15 protein-coding genes and 3 pseudogenes are annotated in these 19555 nt (G+C 56.8%); 7 read left to right on the top strand and 11 right to left on the bottom strand.

Annotated elements, in window-relative coordinates:
- Positions 1 to 176: 176 nt before the first annotated feature.
- Complete coding sequence (locus tag AC0L7L_RS09175) at positions 177 to 845, bottom strand: methionine ABC transporter permease (RefSeq protein WP_272211544.1); 669 nt, start codon at positions 843 to 845, stop codon at positions 177 to 179.
- Positions 835 to 1878, bottom strand: coding sequence for a methionine ABC transporter ATP-binding protein (locus AC0L7L_RS09170; protein WP_473513847.1), 1044 nt, complete (start codon positions 1876 to 1878; stop codon positions 835 to 837). Before AC0L7L_RS09170 ends, AC0L7L_RS09175 begins: the two co-directional genes overlap by 11 nt.
- Before the next feature lie 278 nt (positions 1879 to 2156).
- Here AC0L7L_RS09170 and AC0L7L_RS09165 point away from each other — a divergent pair.
- Together AC0L7L_RS09165 and AC0L7L_RS09160 are read left to right on the top strand one after the other, a co-directional pair.
- Positions 2157 to 2426 (top strand): annotated as a pseudogene (locus AC0L7L_RS09165) (tyrosine-type recombinase/integrase); the annotation flags it as partial.
- A gap of 83 nt (positions 2427 to 2509) precedes the next feature.
- Positions 2510 to 3264, top strand: a protein-coding gene (locus tag AC0L7L_RS09160) for an IS5 family transposase (protein ID WP_473513498.1) whose coding sequence is annotated in 2 segments (ribosomal slippage) — positions 2510 to 2843 and positions 2843 to 3264 — 756 coding nt in all. Because the reading frame shifts where the segments join, the coding sequence is not laid out codon by codon here.
- Here the strand turns inward: AC0L7L_RS09160 and AC0L7L_RS09155 are convergent.
- Together AC0L7L_RS09155 and AC0L7L_RS09150 are read right to left on the bottom strand one after the other, a co-directional pair.
- Entirely contained in the window at positions 3248 to 3466 is a 219-nt protein-coding gene (locus tag AC0L7L_RS09155; RefSeq protein WP_272211540.1) for a hypothetical protein, read from the bottom strand. The two genes, AC0L7L_RS09160 and AC0L7L_RS09155, sit on opposite strands and share 17 nt — an antisense overlap.
- 336 nt (positions 3467 to 3802) lie before the next feature.
- Positions 3803 to 5245, bottom strand: coding sequence for a DUF1254 domain-containing protein (locus tag AC0L7L_RS09150; protein WP_473513496.1), 1443 nt, complete (start codon positions 5243 to 5245; stop codon positions 3803 to 3805).
- 142 nt (positions 5246 to 5387) lie between these two features.
- On the opposite strand from AC0L7L_RS09150, the gene AC0L7L_RS09145 reads away from it, so the two are divergent.
- Together AC0L7L_RS09145 and AC0L7L_RS09140 are read left to right on the top strand one after the other, a co-directional pair.
- A complete protein-coding gene (locus AC0L7L_RS09145) occupies positions 5388 to 6050 on the top strand; it encodes an AraC family transcriptional regulator ligand-binding domain-containing protein (RefSeq protein ID WP_473513494.1) in 663 nt (220 codons plus the stop codon).
- Between the two features lie 86 nt (positions 6051 to 6136).
- Positions 6137 to 6403: a helix-turn-helix transcriptional regulator gene (locus AC0L7L_RS09140; protein WP_473513492.1), complete on the top strand. Its 267-nt coding sequence runs from the start codon at positions 6137 to 6139 to the stop codon at positions 6401 to 6403.
- A 135-nt stretch (positions 6404 to 6538) separates the two neighbouring features.
- Here the strand turns inward: AC0L7L_RS09140 and AC0L7L_RS09135 are convergent.
- A pseudogene (locus AC0L7L_RS09135) lies at positions 6539 to 7232 on the bottom strand (IS6 family transposase).
- A gap of 238 nt (positions 7233 to 7470) precedes the next feature.
- A protein-coding gene (locus tag AC0L7L_RS09130) for an IS3 family transposase (protein WP_272211536.1) occupies positions 7471 to 8632 on the bottom strand; the annotation gives its coding sequence in 2 pieces (ribosomal slippage) (positions 7471 to 8374 and positions 8373 to 8632; 1164 coding nt in all).
- A gap of 266 nt (positions 8633 to 8898) precedes the next feature.
- On the opposite strand from AC0L7L_RS09130, the gene AC0L7L_RS09125 reads away from it, so the two are divergent.
- The 3 genes from AC0L7L_RS09125 to AC0L7L_RS09115 all read left to right on the top strand — a co-directional run bounded on the left by AC0L7L_RS09125 (position 8899) and on the right by AC0L7L_RS09115 (position 13439).
- Positions 8899 to 11670 (top strand): two-partner secretion domain-containing protein, encoded by a 2772-nt coding sequence (locus tag AC0L7L_RS09125; RefSeq protein ID WP_473513490.1) that lies wholly within the window; start codon positions 8899 to 8901, stop codon positions 11668 to 11670.
- Positions 11671 to 11687: 17 nt separating this feature from the next.
- Positions 11688 to 11837, top strand: coding sequence for a hypothetical protein (locus AC0L7L_RS09120; protein ID WP_272211534.1), 150 nt, complete (start codon positions 11688 to 11690; stop codon positions 11835 to 11837).
- A gap of 90 nt (positions 11838 to 11927) precedes the next feature.
- Positions 11928 to 13439 (top strand): ShlB/FhaC/HecB family hemolysin secretion/activation protein, encoded by a 1512-nt coding sequence (locus tag AC0L7L_RS09115; RefSeq protein ID WP_272211533.1) that lies wholly within the window; start codon positions 11928 to 11930, stop codon positions 13437 to 13439.
- Positions 13440 to 13548: 109 nt separating this feature from the next.
- Here the strand turns inward: AC0L7L_RS09115 and AC0L7L_RS09110 are convergent, their stop codons facing one another.
- The 5 genes and pseudogenes from AC0L7L_RS09110 to AC0L7L_RS09090 all read right to left on the bottom strand — a co-directional run bounded on the left by AC0L7L_RS09110 (position 13549) and on the right by AC0L7L_RS09090 (position 19548).
- Positions 13549 to 14232 carry an IS6 family transposase gene (locus AC0L7L_RS09110; protein ID WP_473513487.1) on the bottom strand — a complete coding sequence of 228 codons (684 nt, stop codon included), beginning with the start codon at positions 14230 to 14232 and terminating at the stop codon, positions 13549 to 13551.
- A 211-nt stretch (positions 14233 to 14443) separates the two neighbouring features.
- A pseudogene (locus tag AC0L7L_RS09105) lies at positions 14444 to 16067 on the bottom strand (TRAP transporter large permease).
- Between the two features lie 4 nt (positions 16068 to 16071).
- Positions 16072 to 16752, bottom strand: a complete 681-nt coding sequence (locus tag AC0L7L_RS09100; protein WP_272211532.1) for a TRAP transporter small permease — start codon at positions 16750 to 16752, stop codon at positions 16072 to 16074.
- 77 nt (positions 16753 to 16829) lie between these two features.
- Positions 16830 to 17837, bottom strand: coding sequence for a DctP family TRAP transporter solute-binding subunit (locus AC0L7L_RS09095; protein ID WP_272211531.1), 1008 nt, complete (start codon positions 17835 to 17837; stop codon positions 16830 to 16832).
- Between the two features lie 343 nt (positions 17838 to 18180).
- Positions 18181 to 19548, bottom strand: coding sequence for a sigma-54-dependent transcriptional regulator (locus AC0L7L_RS09090; RefSeq protein WP_473513484.1), 1368 nt, complete (start codon positions 19546 to 19548; stop codon positions 18181 to 18183).
- Positions 19549 to 19555: the final 7 nt, after the last annotated feature.

Here is a 19555-nt window from a genome sequence, read left to right as displayed (position 1 = left end):
CCTTGACGCAGGCGCATCGGTTTCGCCGGTGCGCTGTGTTTCCTGATAATTTATTGATTTATCGAGCAGCCGGATGGTTCTGAAGAAATCCGGTTTCCAAAATTGAGCCGTCGGCGCAATTTCTTGCCAACGCGTAGGTCGAGGAATGCACATCATACGCCACTCCGACGGAAGTCTTACTGGCTCCGATTCTTCTTGTCGAAGCTGCGCGCCAGACGGTCGCCGGCACTCTGGATCGCCTGCACCAGCACGATCAGCACGACGACGACGGCCAGCATGACGCCGGGCATGAAGCGCTGATAGCCATAGCGGATGCCGAGATCGCCAAGACCACCGCCACCGACGGCGCCGACCATGGCGGAATAGCCGATCAGGCTGACGATGGTGAGAGTGAAGGCGAGCGTGATGGCAGGCTTCGATTCCGCCAGCAATACTTTGATGACGATCTGCATCGGCGTCGCGCCCATGGCGCGCGCGGCCTCGATCAGTCCCTTGTCGACCTCTCGGATCGCGCTTTCCACCAGACGCGCGAAGAAGGGGATGGTGGCAACCGTTAGTGGCACGATCGCTGCCTGGGTGCCTATCGACGTGCCGGCTACCAGCCGCGTGAACGGAATGATCGCGACCACCAGGATGATGAAGGGTGTTGAGCGTGTCGCGTTGACGATCAGGCCGACAATGCGGTTGAGCATCGGCGCCTGCAGAAGCTCGCCCTTGCCACTGGTCGCAAGGAAAATGCCGATTGGCAGGCCAAGCGCCGTTCCGATCAGGCCGGAAACGATGACCATCTGCAACGTTTGAAGCGTACCCTTGGTCAGAAGAGAGATGAGCATATCAGGAGACATAGCCGACGACCTCCGCGTTCAGTCCGGTTTGGGCATAGAATTGATCCGCCTTCTGCATTATCGCGGGATCTGCGGAATAGGCGACATAGAGCGTGCCGTAGGGTTCGCCTGCTATCTCGTCTACCGTGCCGGCGATGATATTGACCGGGCTGTCGAGTACCGCCATCAGGCGCGAGACCAATGGCTGGTCAGCAGTCTCGCCAAAGAAGCGCAGGCGGAGAAGCGCATTGCAGCCGGGCTTGGGGTCGGCGATCACCTGGCGGCCGATCCAGTCCGGAAGACTGCCGCCCGGCAGTGCCGCCAGCATCGAACGGGTGGTCTCGTGCTGCGGCGCGGTGAAGACATCGAAGGTCCGTCCGCTTTCGACGATCTGGCCCTTGTCCATCACCGCGACGCGCGAGGTGACAGCTTTGACCACTTCCATTTCATGCGTGATCAGCAGCACGGTCAGGCCGAGATCGCGGTTGATCGTCTTCAGGAGGCCTAGAATCTGTTGCGTTGTTTCCGGGTCAAGCGCCGAAGTCGCCTCATCCGAGAGCAACAGCTTGGGCTCCGAGGCCAGCGCGCGGGCAATACCAACACGCTGCTTCTGGCCGCCTGAAAGCTGGGCCGGGTAGTGGTGCTTGCGCTCCGACAGACCGACGAGATCGATTAGCGGTTCGATCCGCCTTTTAATATCCAGCTTCGCCATGCCAGCAATTTCCAGCGGCATGGCAACATTGTCATAGACCGTGCGCGAGGAAAGAAGGTTGAAGTGCTGGAAGATCATGCCGATGGAGCGGCGCTGGGACCGCAGCGCCACCTCATCAAGCGCCGCGACATCCGTACCATCGACGATCACGCGTCCTTCGCTCGGACGCTCAAGACCGTTGACCAGTCGCACAAGCGTGGACTTGCCTGCACCCGAGCGCCCGATAATGCCGGTGATTGCGCCGCGCGGAACACTATAGCTAATATTGTCGAGTGCCCGGAACGCCTTCCTGCCGGTTTCCCGGCTTTTGAAGGACTTGATCACATTTTCAAAGCCGACCATCGGCGCGCCAGTTTCAGCAACCGGTCGCTCGGCCAAGCCGGAGACATGTTCTGCCATCGGATTCTCTTCTGCTGTGCTGGAAACCGGCGAGAAAACCTGCAGGAAACCGCGTGGAAAAGGTTGGCAATCCGTTAGCACTCCGAACCGGATGTTTTCAAATCTAAAATGCCATATGGCCGACAAAGCGAAGGGTCGAGAGGCGATTTCGGGTCCTTCCAGTTCCCGCGTTTTCATAAAAAGGTGAAACGGATCGCCTGCACAAGGTCGTTGTCGCGCCAACCCGCAATCCGCGCAAGCTGCCCGATGTGCTGAGCGTGGAGGACGCCGCGCGGTTGGTCGAGGCGGCACTCGGCGTCGCCTATGGCGCGGGCTTGCGCGTTTGTGAGGTCGCGCATCTCAAGGCCGATGACATCGACTCGACGCGCATGCTGATCCGCGTTGAACAGGACAAAGGGCGCAAGGACCGCAATGCCCTGCTTTCTCCGCAACTCCTGGAACTGCTGCGACAGTGGTGGCGAGAAGGAAGGCGGCGCGGGGTGATGCTGCCCCAAAACACCTAGGCTCAGGACCTATTAAATCACTTGCGACGTTCTCTTCGTTTTGATTCATTGGACCCGAATGGAGAACCGCAATGAGTGATTTGCCGCTGCTGTCGCAGGCGCAGATGCGCCGGATTGAGCCCTATTTTCCACTGTCTCACGGTGTGCCTCGTGTTGATGACCGGCTGATCGTGAGCGGCATTGTCTTTGTCTTGCGCAACGGTTTGCGATGGCGCGATGCGCCGAAGGAATATGGACCGCACAAGACGATCTATAATCGCTTCATCCGCTGGAGCAGGCTTGGTGTGTTCAACAGGATTTTTGCTGAATTGGCGGCCGAATGCGGAGAGCCGGAACAGTTGATGATCGACGCCACGCATTTGAAAGCACATCGCACCGCAGCCAGTCTGCTAAAAAAGGGGATGTTCCCAGACGTATCGGGCGCACCAAAGGCGGCTTGAACTCCAAGCTGCATGCGGTTTGCGATGGCCATGGCCGGCCACTGATCATGCTGTTGAGCGAAGGGCAGACGAGCGACGACAAAGGTGCTGCCCGAATGATAGAGGCCTTTCCCAAAGCAAAGACGTTACTGGCCGACAAAGGCTACGATGCCGACTGGTTTCGAGAGGCCTTGGCGCAGCGCAAAATCAAGGCCTGCATTCCATCAAGGGCGAACAGAAAGGTCCCAATAGCGCATGACCGCAAGCTCTACCAAAAACGCCATAAAATCGAGAACATGTTTTGCAGGCTCAAGGACTGGCGCCGAATTCACACCCGATACGACCGTTGTGTGCACACTTTCTTCTCAAGCATATGCATCGCTGCTGCCGTTATCTTCTGGTTATGATTTTAACGAGTCCTGAGCCTAACCAGCTCCAGTCATCAATACCAACAACACAAACTTGGCCGTCTTTCGCCGATGTTGGAATTTTACGCTTCAATTGGCGCAGGATCGTATCACCGCTGATCGGCATCCCGAGCCGATGCATCAAGTTTTCCGCCGGGCGTCCACCCATTTTGTGGCCAATCAAATCCACGATCTCTGGCATTCGCGGTGTCTATATTGCCACCGGCTCAAAGCGAGTTCAACTTTCACCACTTGGCTCTGAACAGGCAAGTCCCGGAGAAAGCGGATGCGACAATCATGCCTATGCCGACTTCGCATACCGCAATCCGGGCATATTCCGACAGGTTTTGCCTCAGCGGAAACAATTCAATTTTCTTCACCCTGAAGCGTGACGCCCAGAACTTTACCCCCTGGGCCGGGTGACCATTTCGACTTTGCTTGCCTCCCAAACGATAGCGACTGCCACTCTAACGCTTTGTTAACCACAGACTTTGAGGAAGAGCCCATCAGAATGCCGATTGACAGTCTGGATCAGATATCAGCTGATCTTCTGCGCCGGCGGGATGACCCACGAGCCGTCAATGATAGAGGGGTTAGCCTCTTTCGGCCAGTAAAGCCGCAGCATCAGGATGAACTTGCCCTTGGGCGCCGGCAGCCAGTTGGATTCCTTCTCGGCACCCGGGTTTTCGTTTTGAATGTAAATATCCACAGATCCATCGGCATTGGCCTTGAGGTCTTGCCGCGGGCTGATCGAATAGCGGTTCAACGGATTTTCTACAAAAAAGTACTGATCATCATACATTGTCAGTGACCAGAAGCCGTTGACGGGCGGCAGCTGACCTTTTGCAAAGGTCATCACGTATTTTTCGGAGCCCTTATAGGTGCGTGAAACCAGGCCCGAGCCCGACTTGGTGCTGGTCGGATAGACCGCGTCCTGCGGACGGTTTGCGCCAAGACCGATCGCGGTGATCAAAGCGCGCTGAATATAGTCGGTTCCATAAAGCCCGGTTTTGGTCGTGTAGGCCCACCCGTTGATATCCTCGATATCCCCATCGCTTTTCTTGAAATGCAGCATGATCCTGGCGAATGCGATCTTTGGAATGTGGCTGTGAAGGGCGACATCCAGCTTGCTTGGATCGAAATCCTGGCCCGGAACAATGCCGATTTTCGCCAGCCGCTCAAGAATGGGAGCATCTGCTGGCGCCGGGGGGTTATCTTTCATCAACTCACAGAAAAGTGTGAAAAATGAAACGGCATCCAGAGCATTGACCTGGTCGCGCACTGGCGTCTTCATGTCGATCGACGGGTCTATCTTGCCTGCGGGTGGCGTGTAGCTCTTTCCGTAGGCGCTGAGCGGCACGACGGAAATCTCGTCCTGTATCTTGTGAACTGCGGCATAGTCTTCCGGCGTACCCGTGCAATAAATCCGGCCCAGCAGCCAGAACAGGTTCGTCGGGCATTTGTATTCGGTCATTCCGTCGGGAAGCGTTCCCTTCCAGCCCGGTCCGGTCACGACATAGGTCTGGGCACCGGTTCCCGTTGTCCGTTTGCCCGGAACGGCAAAGACGTTGGTCCAGCCATCCAGCATCGGAAACAGGGCATATCGACCGTTCATGTCGGGAAGCGAGAAGACATAGGGCTCCTTTCCAACATCGAAAAAGCCGTATGTATAAAGTGTATCGGCATTGGGCGCCGTTACATCCCGGAACGAGGCATTCGGGTATTCCCGCAAACGGCCGATCTGGCCCATCGGCGCCTTCGTGCCGACTGGCTTGACGACGTTTGTAAGTGCTCTTCGCGTATATTCCATCGTCACGAGAGGGTATGCGTAGATGTAGGCGTCCAAAGCGGTCCAGAAATCGCTACGCTCCAGAATACCATCGCTGAGCGCTCCCTCCTCGGCAAAGACGGCTTTCGGCATCGAAGCGGCGACAGACAGGCTCAGGGTTCCCGCACCAAATGCTCTGCGTGAAATTCTCATAGCAACACCCTTCCGATCACGGAACTATTTGAAATTCCGTGTAAACATTGACCCAATGATTGTTTAATTACTCCCGGATAGGACTATATTGTATAAGTCTTTTCAGAACTTCGGTTTTGGGGACAAATGATGGAGTTTTCTGTTGCAGAGGCCTGTTACACAAAGAGCCGGTATTTTTTCCGAGCTGCCGGCTCTGCTTGACGAATATGGTTTTGATCCATCGCCTATCTTTTCCGGCAGCGGAATTGATCCGGACACTCTGGATGCCCACGCGCGCATCCCTTTTGCACGGGCATTGGAGGTTCTTGATCGCGCGAGCACACAAACGGGGATCGCGCATATCGGTCTGCTTGTCGGCCTGCGGTTCGACCTCTCCAAGCACCACGGACCTATAGGCCGGCTGATGATGACCGCTTCGACTTTGAGACAGGCACTGCTTGATTACGTTGCCTGGCAACCGGGCTATTCAAGCGGCGCAATTGTCTATCTTCAGGAGTTCGGCGATGAGTGCGCTTTTGGATACGATACCTTTGCCGCTGCAGCACCTGGAAGCCGCATCCTACATGATCTTGTGATTGGCGTCGGCATGCGCATGCTTCAGCTTCTGACTGGTGGACAGGTGAGACCTGTCGAGATTCACTTTTCCAACCGACAGCCGGAAGATCTCACCAGCTACAGGATGCTTTTGCCGTTTGAGAAGAAATTCAGCCAAAACCGAACCTGCTTTTTTTGGGTAACGAGCAACTGTCCCTGCCTCTCAAGGGAGGCAACGAGCAGGAGCAGCGTGAACTTCTTGAAAAAATAGAAAGCGCCATCTGGCCGAGTCCGCCGACACTGACGCAAAGGGTCAACCATTCGCTCAGGCATGTTCTCCACTACAATAAACCGACAATGCCGTTCGTAGCCGCAGAACTCGGCATTCATCCCCGCACGCTCAGAAGGCGTCTCGCAGCTGAAAATACAACCTTCGAGGTACTACGGAAAGAGATGCGGTTCGCATTGACCTGTGAGTTGCTGGAAATGACCGAGCTTTCGGTTGGTGAAATTGCGGAGTTCCTCGCATTCGCATCACCGGGCGTCTTTTCCGAAAGTTTCCGGCGCTGGAGTGGCTCGTCGCCTTCTTCTTGGAGAAAACAATGCCAACAGCGCAGAAGTTGAAGCGATCGCTGTCGTGGTGCCGGCGTTATGCATCCGGCCATGATGCAGGCCTTCTTGCGAAAGAAAATGCCATACCGCCGAAGTGGCATTGCCAAGTTGCTGAAGGGAGATTTTGAAAGTGCGCGAGGGCGATGATTACGGTCTCATTTCGGCAGCATAGTCAGCCCAGAGACAGAATGCATCTGCCCTGGCATGACGATATGATGTGGCGGAGAGGCGGTAACGGCGAGGACGGAAGATATTGTTGATCTGGTCATTTGCAGTGAGGAAGCGCTGCGCTTGCTGTGGCAACTTGAACCGCCCCATCATGATCTTCTCTCGTCGTCGCATTGGCTTGTGGCTGCCCTCGATGCGATTGTTGAGCCCTTTGTGAGCACCGTGATCGACGTCGGTGCTTGATGCAAGATCGGCTTAATGTTGCTGCGCAGTTTGTCTGTGATTGCGAGCCGGGGGTGGCCAAGTTGAGCGCTTTGCGGCCTTGGCATTGCGGCGCCCCTGGACAAGGATGTCGAGCACGTCGCCGTTGGAACCCACAGCGCGCCAGAGCCAATGCTTTACGCCGTTGATCGGTATCACAACCTGATCAAGATGCCACTTGTCATTGGGCTGCGGCCGGTCACGTCGGATGCAGGCGGTAAAATGCGCACCGAAACGATTGACCCAGAGCCGAATTGTTTCCCGGCTGATGATCACGCCACGTTCGGCAAGCAGATCCTCGACATCAGCCGTGCTCAGCGCGAACCTATGGGGAAACCCAGACCGCGTAGGCGATGATCTCACGAGGGTGACGATAGCCCTTCAGGCGCGGCAATGTGGATGGTATCTTCATGCACCGCCTTGTAGCCAAGTCTTTATGGATGAACCACTTGGCGATGCCATTTAGACAATTACCCCTAAACAGGGGATTCAGTTTTTCGGCCAATTGTTTGAGAAGTGTCAGGTTAGCTGACGCGAACTGGTTCGAAACAATCTGTCTGGTCTTATAGCTGCCGAAGAAAGCGCTGCTTGAAGTGGCTCGGTTTGTTTGAACAGGCAGATGGTCGTTCTTAAGTGGTTTTCGGCCTTGTTTATATTGCCTCTGATATCGCGGGCAGCGCGTTGAAGTAAGCCTGATCGGGTGTCTTCCGGTCAAGCGATGAATGCGGACGGCGGCTGTTGTAAAAGGTCAGATATCGTCCGATCCCGGCTCGGGCTTCTGCGACCGTCTTGTAGGCGTGAAGATAAACCTCTTCATATTTGATAGACCGCCAAAGCCGCTCGACGAAGACGTTGTCGCGCCATGCGTCCTTGCCATCCATCGATATCTTGATCTCGGCGTCTTTCAGAACGCCGGTAAAATCAATAGATGTGAACTGCGATCCCTGATCGCTGCTGAATATCTCGGGCTTGCCATATCGGGCGAGCGCTTCCTCGACGGCTTCAATGCAGAACGCGGCTTCCAGCGTGATCGAAAGCTTCCACGACAACACCCGGCGGCTGAACCAGTCGATGACGGCACAGAGATAGACAAAGCCTCGCGCCATCGGCACATACGTGATGTCGAGTGCCCAGGCCTGATTGGGGCGGGTGACCGCAACATTCTTCAGGAGATACGGATAAATCTTGTGGCCCGGCGCCGGTTTCGAGGTGTTCGCACGGCGGTATATGGCCTCAATACCCATCTTCCTCATCAGCGTTCTGACGTGCAGCCGCCCGACGTGATGGCCTTCCGCTGTCAAAAGCCCCTGCAGCATCCGGCTTCCGGCGAAGGGGTAGTCCAGATGCAGCTCGTCAATCCGGCGCATCAGCGCCAGATCTGCCGCCGATGTCGCCCGAGGCAGATAGTAGACACTGCCACGGCTGATGCCGAGAGCCCGGGCCTGACGGGAAATGGGAAGGGTATGGTTCCGGTCGATCATCGTTTTCCGCTCAGCAATCCGGCCTTGCCGAGCGCGCCGGTTATCGCAGCCGAGACCTGTGGCTCGGCGGAGCATCGTTCTCCAACGTCAGTTCGCCGATCTTCGCATGAAGGTTATTGACGTCAACGACAGGCGCGGCGTCTTCCTTGCGCCCATCATCGAAGACGTTCATCGCGCCTTCGAGCAATTGATCTTTCCATTGCTTGATCTGGTTGGCGTGGATGCCGAACTGCTGCGAAAGCTCCACCATCGTCTTTTCGCCCTGGATCGCGGCAAGCGCGACTTTCGCTTGGAAAGCGGGGCTGTGATTGCAGCGGGGCCTTCTTGTCATAAGGGCTCCTGCTGACGGCATGATGCCGGATCGAAGAGCCGAAAACCACTTATACCGCCTGTGCAGATTTCCCGAGCCACTTCAGCTATAGCAAATGCCAGAATGAACGGCTTAGTTCAGGTCAGTCTTAAAATTCAAACTGTCAATTTGATGAGGGGCACCTGATGACTTCGCAAGGCACATTTTTACGATCCCCATGTGTTCGAAAATCAGCTTGTTATTTTCTGTCTGCCTTGCTGGCCTCATCTGCTCTGGCGGTTCCGGCATTGGCTGGTGATGCTCTGCCCACGGGTGGATCTGTCGCTGCAGGCCAGGTTGGCATTTCGAGTGCCAATGGTGCGATGACCGTCAATCAGGGGTCTGATCGTGCCGTGGTCAACTGGCAGGGCTTTAATGTCGGTGAAGGCAACAGCGTCAACTTCGTGCAGCCGGACGTGCATTCCGCAATCCTCAATCGTGTGACCGGGTCCACCGGTTCGACCATTGCCGGATCGCTTTCAGGCAACGGACAGGTGTTTCTCGTCAATCCCAATGGTATCGCTATCACCAAAACCGGCACGGTCAAGGTCGGTGGCGGCTTTGCTGCTTCCACGCTGGATATTGCCGATGATGATTTCCTCAAGGGTAAGTTAAACTTTCACGGTAACGGGTCTTCGGCAACCGTCAGCAATGAGGGTGTCATCTCCATCGGGCGCGGTGGCTATGTGGCGCTGATGGGCGGCAAGGTGAAGAATGATGGCCTCGTGGCTGTGCCTTATGGCAAGGCAGGCTTTGGTGCCGGTGAGGCGATCGCGCTGGATCTGTCCGGCGATGGCTTTATGCAGGTCGCGGTTGCGTCCTCCGGTGAGGATGATGGCGCGGCACTGATTGACAATTCCGGCACGGTGACCGCCGAGGGCGGCGTGATCGTGATGAAGGCGGCAACCGCGCGCAATGCGGCCCGCAATGCCATCAATATGTCTGGCGTGGCAGAAGCCCGCAGTGTGTCTGGCCGCAATGGCAAGATCACGTTTGGCGGTGGTGCCGGTGGCAAGGTCACGGTTTCCGGCAAGGTGTCCACACGGGCGAAAAAGACGGCAGCTGCGCCTGCTCATCAATCGGCCAATATCAAAGGCGGCGTGATTGAAGTGACCGGCCTTCAGGTGGCCCTCAACCATGCCAATATTGATGCATCCGGCTTTGCAGGTGGCGGCACCATCCGCATTGGTGGCGATTATCAGGGTACGGGCACGTTGCAGCGGGCTGAAACGCTGACGGTGAGTGCGGATACCAGGATCTCGGCCGATGCGATCACCACCGGCAATGGCGGTTCGGTGGTTTTGTGGTCTGACAAGCGGACAGATTTTGCCGGAACCATCAGCGCCAGGGGCGCGACCGGTAAAGGTGGCGATGCGGAAGTCTCGGGCAAGGCGGTCTTGGCTTATACCGGCTTTGCCGATCTCACTGGCGCGCAAGGTTTTGGCACGCTGCTGCTCGATCCTTACAATGTCACCGTTTCCGATGGTGCGGATAAAACCTCGAGCGGCTTCACCGCAAGCGACAATGACAGTGTGATCAATGTTACAACACTGACAAATGCGCTTGCCGGTGCCAATGTCACGATCTCAACGGGATCGGGTGGAGCGCAGGACGGGAATATCACGATTGCCAATGCTGTGAACTGGTCGTCCAATTCGGTGCTGACGCTGGACGCCGCCAACGACATTTTCGTTGCTGCCAATGTAACGGCAACCGGTGACAGCGGTGGGCTGGCGTTGACATTTGGTGGCGATTATTGGCTTGCCAATGGCGCTGCTATCACGCTTTCAGGCACCAATGCCACGTTTCAAGTGAATGACACCAACTATACGCTGATCCATTCACTCAGTGATCTGGAAAGCGTTAACAACAGCCTTGGTGGCAACTACGCACTGGCGGTTGATGTTGATGCCTCTGGCAAGAAATATACCACTTCGGTGATTGGCAAAGAATATTCCAGCATTTTCACCGGCACATTTGCAGGTCTTGGCCATGTGATCAGCGACCTGACGATCGAGGCCCCGATGGATTATGTTGGCCTGTTTGGTCATGTGATGGTTGCCTATTCGGGAGGTGGTGGTGTTATCCGCGATATTGGCCTTGAAGACGGCAGCGTAACGGGTTTCTTGACAGTCGGCGGGCTGGTTGGGCATCTGAACTACGGCACGATCATGCAATCCTATGTAACGGGCACTGTCACGGGTAAGGAAAGTGTCGGCGGGCTGGTGGGATGGCAGAGTGGCGGCACGATCTCCGCCTCCTATGCGACGGGCCAATTCGGGGGCCTGCGCTCTTATGTCGGCGGGCTGGTGGGGCGGATGTACGAAGATGGCACGGTCGAGCAATCCTATGCGACGGGTAGGGTCTTAGCCGGGGGTGAGGAGGTCGGCGGGCTGGTGGGATATATGAACCTCGGCACGATCACGCAATCCTATGCGACGGCTACAGTCGCGGGCAAAGGTAAGATCGGCGGGCTGGTGGGGTGGCAGTCCGGCGGCACGATCGAGCAATCCTATGCGACAGGCAAACTCAAGGGCAAAAACAATGTCGGCGGGCTGGTGGGGTTTCATGACGGTGGCAGGATCGAGCAATCCTATTTCGACACATATACGACCGGAAAGAGCAAGAGTACCGGGAATAGATACTACTTCGAAGGGAAAGGCCTGACCACCGCTCAGGCGCACTCCGCCAGCTCATATGCCGGTTGGGATTTTGAAACCGTCTGGGTGCCGCCAGGTGACGGTCATTACCCCGAACTTTACGCATTGTCCGATGTGGTTTTCGTCAAGACAAATGATGCGAACATGATCTATGGCAGTGCACTGCTTGAGACTGGCTCTGCCGGTGATCTGGGCGAACAGGAACAGGGTGTTTTCGGCCAACTCTCGATGCCGGGAAGCAGTGGTACACAGTCGGAATTACCTGCCAGGGATGCTGACATTGTAATCGTTGATGACCTAAAGCTGCGCCGCCATCTCTGCGGTGCAGGCGGGAATGGTGTCTATTCATGCGGCAATTGATTTTGCAGGAACGACAGATGATGGGTATTTTCTCCAAGGCAAACGTCGTTTTTGTTGCCGCAACGGCGCTGTCTACTTCCATGGTGCTGATGGCGTCGAACTCGGCCTATGCCCAGTCTGCCGGGCAGATCGTGCAGCCAACCTATGCGCCACCGGTTGTGCGCTAGCCCGACGGTGGGCTTTCGCTTCCGGCGTCTACCGGCCTGGAAGCACCCGCAGGTGCCGATCAGCTGTTTGTGACGCCATCCGGGCTTGATGTGAGCGGTGGATTGCCCGCCCTTGCCGACGAAACCGCCGCCATCGAAGCGCGTTTCAAGAACAAAAAGGTCAGCGCTGCCGATCTGTTTGCCGCTGCCAATGCGCTGGAGGCGGCCTATGTGCAGGCGGGCTATCCGCTGGTCCGTGTGTCGCTGCCACCGCAGACGATTGAAGATGGTGAGGCACTGGCGCTGGTTGTGACCGACGGCTATGTCGAAAGCGTCAATGCTGACGCGCTGCCGGACAATGTTCAAAAGCGTGTCGATGCGGTGATGGCGCCGCTGGTTGGCCAGGAAAACCCGACAACGACCGAGATCGAACGCCGTCTGCTGCTGGCCGGTGATACGCCCGGCCTTGCCATGAACTCAACACTGGCAGCGGGCTCCAGACCCGGCGCAACGCTGGTGAACATTTCCGGGCGCTATGATCCGGTCACCGGTTATATAGGGGTCGATAACAACCTGTCTGAAGAGCTTGGCACCTATTCGCTGAGCCTTGGCGTCAACTTCAACGATCTGCTGGGGCTGGGCGAAGTCGGCTATCTGCGCCTTGGTGGCTGGCCGGGCTTTGCCGATGACAATGTGTTTGCCGAAGATCCGCGCAACCGCCAGATTGTTGCCGGTTTTACGCTGCCGATGGGTACAGACGGGATGTGGCTGAATGCTGAAGGTGTCGACAGCCGCACACAATCCGATACCAGTCTGCCTTATGATATTCCCGATCACTATCAACGGCTTTCGACCAATTTCGGCTATGACTGGCTGCGTAGCCGTTCGGCCAATGCCTCAACCATTATCAGCTTTGATATCGTTGATGAGAAGCAGACATTTACATCAAACGCACTGGCCACGCCGTTTACGCTGGATCGTCTGCGTGTGCTGCGCCTCACCCAGACGGGCGATGTTTATCTTCCGTCGCAGGCGCGGCTTTCGGGCAGCGCGACTGTGTCATTCGGGCTTGATGCGTTCGGGGCGTATAACCCGACACCGTCATTGCCGATGTCACAGGACGGTGCGACGCCCGACTTCCAGAAGTTTGAAGCCGATGGTGCCTATATTCAGCCGCTTGGTGATCTGTTTGACCTTTCGATCGCTGCAAAGGCACAGACATCTTTCGGTGCGCCACTGCCATCATCAGAACAGATGGGCATTGGCGGTGGTGACTGGGTTTCGGCCTACACAATGAGCGATATCGAAGCCGATACGGGTGCGGCCTTGCGGGCTGAACTTGGCTATCCGATCCGTTTTCAGCCGTTTGAGAGCAATGGCGGCTTTGCTATGGTCGCTTCACCCTATGTGTTTGCCGCAGGCGGTATTGCGCAGCTGGAGCAGCCGAGTGTGTTTGAAAATGCGATCACGCGGGCCGGTGCGTTTGGTGTCGGTGTCCGGCTTGCTGCGGCGGAAAACAACAGTCCTTATTCCGGCAACCTGACACTGGAATATGCGCATGGCGCTCAAAACAACGGCAGCGACGCCGACCGCTTCAACCTGACGTTTCTGACGCAGTTTTAAGCAGGGATTCAAAAGCCATTAATGCGGCAGACGACAGCCACTTCATGAGCCGTCGGGTTTTGTCGCAAACTTTTGGCAGGGCCACAGAAGCAGCTATCCTAGGGGACAGTTATGTGGCGAGTGCCGCGAACTGTTGAAATGCCGATTGGCCGCTGGTGGAAAACTGCTGTTTGCTGATCATATGTGCGGCTTCGATGCCGTCCAGTGTCGCTGATGCGGACTGAAAGGATTTGAAGCTGTTCACGGGCCGGGTCAGCTTCTTGATGAAGTGGTGATCTTGCTCAATCATGTTGTTGAGATGTTTGACTTGCAGAACATCGATCAGCCAGAACCAACCATGGAGCAGCAACAGGATATTCATGTTTTGCAGCCCTGCCAAGTTCGCCCCGTTCTTGTCGACGACAACCTTTTCGGGCCAACCATTATTCTCGATTGTGCGGGCGAAGAAATCGGTGGCGGCGACCTCGTCGCGCTGCACAGACAGCATGAAATCAAGGGTTTTGCCGTAGTTGTCAGCGGCGCGGTAAAAGTACATCCACTGACCTTTGATCTTGATGTAAGTTTCATCCATTTGCCAGGAGCCGCTCGGTTTGGATTTCCGGCGCTTCGCTTGAAGTGCAATCAGCGGCGAGCACTTAACCACCCATCTATTCAGCGTCGCACGGTCGAGATTGACCCCACGTTCGGCCATAATCTCTTCCAGATCGCGGTAGGAAACCGCATATCGGGCATAGAAAAACACGGCGTATAAAATCACTTCTTTCGGGTAGTGACTGCCTTTGAAATCGACCATGACCGCTTAACTCTGCCTGCCAGCTTTTCTTCAGGCCACATCTATCGCATGATTATCAAGCTGGCACACCATCCTGAAATTTTGCGACAAAACCTCGATACATTACCCGGGTAGCGGTATAGGGGGCGGAGGAAAAGTGCCAGCTCTCAGTGACACTCAACAACAGCCCCGAGGTTCGGAAAGGACCCCCGGGGATATTTGCTTCGAAGGGTCACCGCGTCACGATTTCCGGGCCCATCAGCCAGTAGGGCAGGGCGGTAGAAATCGACGGCACGTAGGTGACCAGGATGAGGAACACGAACAGCACCGCCACAAAGGGCGCGGCGGCCTTGACGACCTTGACCAGACTCATTCCCGTTATTCCCGATGTGACGAACAGGTTGAGGCCGATCGGAGGGGTGATCATGCCGATCTCCATGTTCACAACCATGATGATGCCGAGATGGATCGGATCGACGCCGAGCTCCATGGCAATCGGGAACACAACCGGTGCGACGATCAGCAACAGCCCCGAAGGCTCCATGAACTGGCCGCCGATCAGCAGGATGACGTTGACCGCAATCAGGAAGGTGAACCAGTTGAAGCCCGCATCGATCATGACCGACGTGATGGCCTGCGGAATGCGTTCCGCCGTCAGCACATGGGCAAAGAGCAGCGCATTGACGATGATGAACATCAGCATCACCGTGGTCTTTGCTGCACCCACGGTCGTGTGGCGGGTATCCTCATGCGAGAGGCAGAACGGCGTCTTGAGGATATTGGCCTTCAGGTTTCGATACCAGATTGGCACACCGGAAATGAGATAGCCCGGTATCTGGCTCGCCTTCGCATTTTCTCCACGCCAAAGCGTATAGGCAATGACGACTCCGATGGAGAGGACGATACCGGCGATGACCCGTGACGTCAGGCTGGCCCAGGCGGCTTCGATACCATCGGTGGCAAAGAAGGCGAGGATCAGGAACACAAGCAGAAAGGAAACGCCGTAAACCGAGGCGAGAAAGCCCGTCTTCGCGTGCCGGCTGTCGGTATCCTCGACCCAGCGCATGCCCTTGAGCGGCCCCATATCGCGGTAGATGTAGATCGACACCAGAAAGGCGTAGACGGCGGCGACGGCAGCGGCCTCCGTCGGCGTGAAGACGCCGCCGTAAATACCACCGAGGATAATGACGATCAGAAAAAGCCCCCAGCCAGCGTCCTTGCCGGCCTCGACGATTTCAAGAAACCCTTTCCACGGTTCTGCGGGCAGTTTCTTGATCCGTGCCATCGCATAAATGGCCAACATCAACATGAAGCCTGCAATCAAACCCGGGATAATACCGGCCAGAAACATGCGCCCGACGGAAACATCGGTCGCCGCTGCATAAACCACCATAACGATCGATGGCGGGATGAGAATGCCAAGCGTCCCCGCATTGGCGATAATGCCGGCGGCAAACTCCTTGGAGTAACCGACCTGCCGCATGCCGGCGATGGCGATCGTGCCGATGGCGACAACGGTTGCCGGCGACGAGCCGGAAAGGGCCGCAAACAGCATACATGACATGACGGATGCCATGGCAAGGCCGCCGCGAAAATGCCCGACAGAAGCAATGGCAAACCGCACCAGCCTGTGTGCCACCCCCTGTCGACATAAAGGCAGACGCCAGCACGAAGAAGGGAATGGCAAGCAGTGTATAATTCTGTGAGGCGGTGAAAAGCTGCAGCGCCACCGACGACATGGAATCGCGCGAGAAAAACGCGATGAACAGAACCGATGACAGGCCCAACGAGATAGAAACCGGTGCGCCGGCAAACAAAAGGCCGAAGACCAGCAGAAACAGAATGGCGATTTCCATGGGCTTAATCCTTCAGCACGTCTTTGTTTTCAGCCACCAACTCTTCAGCTTCATGGCCGGCGATGACGAGTTCGCGTTGGCCGGCCCAGATCTGGATAAAGGCTTCGGCTGAACGATAGGCGAGAAGGGCAAGCCCCACGGGCAGGATGATATAGGCAACCCAGCGCTGAACGCGCTCCTGCAGGCCGAACCAGTCCTGCACGAAAACTGGATAGCGCAGATCATCGAGGCCGATGCCGGCCTTGAAAAAGCGCTGCCAGTAGAAGACCGCCCCGCCCTTGGAATTGGCGCCGAACAGCTGCAGCCAGTCGGACGACAAAAGAATGACCGCGTAGAGAAGTGCGGTGAGCGCCCCAAACAGCGCAAAAACACGGAAGGCCCGGTGCGGCAGTGTGCGGATCAGCGCATCCACGCCCAGATGCAGGCCCGTTTTCAATCCATAGCTCATGCCGAGCAGGATCATCCAGGCAAACAGGATGCGCGTCAGCTCCAGCGCGCCGCCCCAACCGCTGTTGAAACCGTAACGCATGACGACCTGTGCAAACGAGATCACTGTGATCGCCGCCAGCAGCGTCGCCAGCACGTTTTCCTCCAGCCGGGTCACAAAGGCACGGTGGCGCCGTTCAACCAGATAAAGCAGCACAAGGATCAAAATCAGAGCAAAGTAAGGCCAGTAGGCGGCCATGGCAGGTCCCCTCTCGATATGTCCGTCAGGCAGTCATGGGCGGCACGGTCGATACCATGCCGCCCGCGCACCGCCGCTTAGTTGTTGGATTCAACAGCCGCCTGAATGAGGTCGGCGCCGATGTCATCTTCGAACTCGGCCCAGACCGGCTTCATCACATCGACCCAGGCCTGACGCTGTTCAGGTGTCAGCACCCGCACTTCGCTGCCCGCATCAATGATGTTGGCGCGGTTGGCCTCTTCCTTGGCCGCCACAGATGCGTTTGCTTCTGCTGTCACCTCCTCGACAATCGTGAGGAAACGGTCCCGGAAATCCGGGTCAAGGCCATCGAGCCAATCTGTGGAAGTCACAAGCAGATAGGCCAGAAGCTGATGGTTGGTCTGGGTGATGCCATCCTGAACCTCGAAGAACTTCTGGGTGTAGATGTTCGACCAGGTATTTTCCTGGCCGTCGACAACACCGGTCTGCAGCGCGCCGTAGACTTCCTTGAAGGCGAGCTTCTGGGCGGAACCGCCAAGCGCGTTGATCATCGCCACGGCGACATCCGAGGTCTGGACCCGGAATTTGAGCCCTTCCGCATCTGTCGGCAGGATCAAGGGCTTGTTGGCCGAAAACTGCTTCAGGCCGGAAGACCAGTAGCCGAGGCCCATATAGCCCTTGTCTTCCATCGCCGACAGCATGCCCTTGCCGGCATCACTGGTGGTGAAGCTTTCCACAGCATCAAGGCTGGAGAACAGGAAGGGCAGGTCATAAAGCCGGTATTTCAGCGTATAGGCCTCGAATTTGGCAAGCGACGGGGCCGCAAGCTGGACGTCGCCGAGCAGCAGCGCCTCGAGCACCTTGTCATCATCGAAAAGCGTCGAGTTCGGGAAAACCTCCATGCAGGCCTCGCCGTCGAGCTCCTTGTTGACGCGATCGGCCAGCATCCGGGCGGCGTCGCCCTTGGGGTGGCCCTGATCGGCAACCACATGGCTGAACTTGATGACCATCTCGTCGTCACTGCAGGCCGGATCGGCGGCGGAGACGGCGGAAGCCGCGGCGAAAAGCGCAGCAGTGGAAACGGCGGCAGTCAGAAATGTCTTCATGGTTTACGTCCTCCCGTTAAACCCAAATCGTGTCAGATGGGGCTTTCGCCCGACAAGCCGCTGTCGAATGGCCGACCGCGACATGCTCCTGGTTTCACGGCAGCGGCAATCTCAAGCGCCGGATAGGGTTGATCTGAAAATCCTCCCGCGACGTCACCTCTTCGCCGCTGCCGATATTTTAGTAGCAAGCAGCGTGCCAGTTTTTGAGAAACGTCAATAATTAATTTAAAACAGAGGCTTAACGATTTTCAATTTTGAGAGAAAAGCGCATTGCGGCGGAAATGTGTCATCGGTGACACATTGCCTTAGGCTCAAACGGGTAGGAAACGACACATTGTGATGATCACTCGGCATCATCAATGTAGTCGATCCTAAGCCGTTTCATCTTGTCATAAAGCCCCTTTCGGGAGATTTGCAGAGCCTCGTAGGTGGGCTTGAGAGCCCCGTCATGGCGGGCAAGTTCGCTGGCGATCACCTGCCGCTCGAAAGCCTGCATCTGGTCGGCAAGCGGCAGACCTGCCGCCGGTGCCATGGCGGCTTCGCCCCGGCCTTGATTGTCGAAACCGCGCCAGAGGCCCAGCACGAAACGGTCGGCATAGTTTCTCAGTTCGCGGACATTGCCGGGCCAGTCATGCGCCATCAGATCGGCCTGCAGCAACGGCGATATTTCAGGGATTTCGCGGCGAAACCGCGCTCGCGCATCGCGCGCCAGAAAGAAAAACAGAAGCGGTATATCGTCCCTGCGTTCCCTGAGCGAGGGGATGTCGAGGGTGACGACATTCAGCCGGTAATAAAGATCCGCCCTGAAACGCCCGGCATCGCTTTCCAGCTTGAGGTCCGACTTCGACGCCGCGACGATGCGGATGTTGAGCGCAATCTGCTTGTTCGAGCCGAGCCTTTCGACCGTCCGCGTTTCAATGGCGCGCAGGATCTTGGCCTGAAGGTCGAGCGGCATGGATTCGATTTCGTCCAGAAACACCGTGCCGCCATCGGCATGTTCCAGCTTGCCGATCCGTTGTTTGCTCGCACCGGTGAAAGCGCCCGCCTCATGGCCAAAAAGTTCGGCCTCGATCATATCAGCCGGCACGGCCGCGCAATTGATGGCAACGAAATTGCCTTTCGCTCTTCCGCCGGTATCGTGCAGTGCGCGGGCGACGACTTCCTTGCCGGCGCCGGTTTCGCCGCGCACCAGCACGTCGACATCGGTGTCGGCGAGCATGGCAATCTGCTCGCGAAGCCTGACAATGCCTTCCGTGCGCCCCACCAGCCGGAGCGACAGTGCATCATGACCGTCCAGTTCCGAGCGCAGCGTCCGGTTTTCCAGAACAAGACGCCGTTTTTCAAGCGCGCGGTCGATGACGGTGTAGAGGCGCGAGGCCTGAAACGGCTTTTCGATGAAGTCATAGGCGCCCGCACGCATCGCATCGACCGCCATCTGCACATCGCCATGCCCGGTAATCAGGATCACCGGAAAGGTCGGATCGATCGCCAGCGCCGATTTCAAAAGCGCCATGCCATCCATGCCCGGCATACGGATATCGGTGACGAGCACGGCATAGGCTTCATGGGTAATGCGCTCAAGCGCGGGTGCGGCACTTTCGTGCACAGCGACATTGACGCCCTCAAGCTCCAGCCCCTGCGCCAGCGCGTGGCGAAGATCATCGTCATCATCGACCAGATGAACCAGCGGTGTTGCCGTTTGCATTTCCATGATCTGC

This window comes from Martelella sp. K41-7 (assembly GCF_055808365.1).
Note: the sequence above shows the minus strand (reverse complement) of the source record. Positions and strands in the feature narration are given on the sequence as shown.

Excerpts from the sequence above, each read along its gene's own strand:
- AC0L7L_RS09175 (WP_272211544.1), bottom strand. The coding sequence starts at position 845 with ATGTCTCCTGATATGCTCATCTCTCTTCTGACCAAGGGTACGCTTCAA.
- AC0L7L_RS09170 (WP_473513847.1), bottom strand. The coding sequence starts at position 1,878 with ATGGTCGGCTTTGAAAATGTGATCAAGTCCTTCAAAAGCCGGGAAACC.
- AC0L7L_RS09155 (WP_272211540.1), bottom strand. The coding sequence starts at position 3,466 with ATGCCAGAGATCGTGGATTTGATTGGCCACAAAATGGGTGGACGCCCG.
- AC0L7L_RS09150 (WP_473513496.1), bottom strand. The coding sequence starts at position 5,245 with ATGAGAATTTCACGCAGAGCATTTGGTGCGGGAACCCTGAGCCTGTCT.
- AC0L7L_RS09140 (WP_473513492.1), top strand. The coding sequence starts at position 6,137 with ATGCCGTTCGTAGCCGCAGAACTCGGCATTCATCCCCGCACGCTCAGA.
- AC0L7L_RS09120 (WP_272211534.1), top strand. The coding sequence starts at position 11,688 with ATGATGGGTATTTTCTCCAAGGCAAACGTCGTTTTTGTTGCCGCAACG.
- AC0L7L_RS09110 (WP_473513487.1), bottom strand. The coding sequence starts at position 14,232 with ATGGTCGATTTCAAAGGCAGTCACTACCCGAAAGAAGTGATTTTATAC.
- AC0L7L_RS09100 (WP_272211532.1), bottom strand. The coding sequence starts at position 16,752 with ATGGCCGCCTACTGGCCTTACTTTGCTCTGATTTTGATCCTTGTGCTG.
- AC0L7L_RS09095 (WP_272211531.1), bottom strand. The coding sequence starts at position 17,837 with ATGAAGACATTTCTGACTGCCGCCGTTTCCACTGCTGCGCTTTTCGCC.
- AC0L7L_RS09090 (WP_473513484.1), bottom strand. The coding sequence starts at position 19,548 with ATGGAAATGCAAACGGCAACACCGCTGGTTCATCTGGTCGATGATGAC.